The following is a 955-nucleotide window of genomic DNA, read 5'->3' on the forward strand; positions in this document are numbered from 1 at the left end:
CGCCTGTACATGCCAAGGCATCCACGAATTGCCCTTACCTCACGCTTGAGAGTCCACACCACCAACGACAACACTGGATCAGCCCGAAGGCCGACACGAAACTCGGCAGAGCAGTGTTACGTGGTATGCTCGGTGTGGATGTTAATCTCAGCCTTGTAAGTGACGGCACCAGCTCGATCCGCAGCGAAGCCCGAAAGCCTCTCACGAACCAAACCGAAGCCACCACGGCATCGATTTGAAAAACCCATTCACAATGTCAAACATCAAGGGAGACCTGGTCTCCCGTATCGGCTTACGCCGAACTCTTTCTCTTCAATCACTAGCATGTGCGCGGGGTGGGCATGGTGGAGCCTATCGGGATCGAACCGATGACCTGATGCTTGCAAAGCAACCGCTCTCCCAGCTGAGCTAAGGCCCCAATGCGCCAGGCAGACGATGAAATAGCCATGCTATTTCACGCACTGCCAAGCACGGCCGGCCTCGCTGCAAAGCGAGGTTCGACGACGCGGCTTTGCCACGGCGTGGCTTGCAGCACTCCCGATACGCGTGGTGGGCCGAGTAAGAGTTGAACTTACGACCTCACGCTTATCAGGCGTGCGCTCTAACCACCTGAGCTACCGGCCCAGCAGCGCCCGCTACGCTCGTCAGCGCGAACAACCGCGCCGTCAGTCGCGGCAAAGCCGCGCCTTATGGCGCGACACTGCCGCGCTGGCCGAGCTGCCTGCGTGCAAAATAGCTTCGCTATTTCGTCTCGCAGACTGCGCTAGTGATGAAGGGACATGAGGACGGCGGCAAATGTTCTTTGGAATGGAGGAAGCTCTTCCAGATGGCGTGCCATCCGGCGCTTTCCGCCGATATCCTTAGAAAGGAGGTGATCCAGCCGCAGGTTCCCCTACGGCTACCTTGTTACGACTTCACCCCAGTCGCTGAACCCACCGTGGTCGCCTGCTCCCCT

At 58.6% G+C, this 955-nt stretch carries 1 protein-coding gene, 2 tRNA genes and 1 rRNA gene; 1 reads left to right on the top strand and 3 read right to left on the bottom strand.

Annotated features, from left to right (window positions below):
• Positions 1-239, top strand: a 239-nt coding sequence (locus tag MHZ35_RS17830; RefSeq protein WP_239436848.1) for a hypothetical protein, incomplete at its 5' end; no start/stop codon positions are given.
• 103 nt (positions 240-342) lie between these two features.
• Here the strand turns inward: MHZ35_RS17830 and MHZ35_RS17835 are convergent.
• From MHZ35_RS17835 to MHZ35_RS17845, 3 genes are all read right to left on the bottom strand, one after another.
• Positions 343-418: transfer RNA gene (locus MHZ35_RS17835), tRNA-Ala, on the bottom strand.
• Positions 419-547: 129 nt separating this feature from the next.
• Positions 548-624 (bottom strand) — tRNA-Ile (locus MHZ35_RS17840).
• Positions 625-864: 240 nt separating this feature from the next.
• A 16S ribosomal RNA gene (locus tag MHZ35_RS17845) occupies positions 865-955 on the bottom strand; the annotation flags it as partial.

This window comes from Sphingomonas sp. ACRSK, assembly GCF_022346685.1.
In the GTDB taxonomy this organism is placed as follows: Bacteria; Pseudomonadota; Alphaproteobacteria; order Sphingomonadales; family Sphingomonadaceae; genus Sphingomonas; species Sphingomonas molluscorum.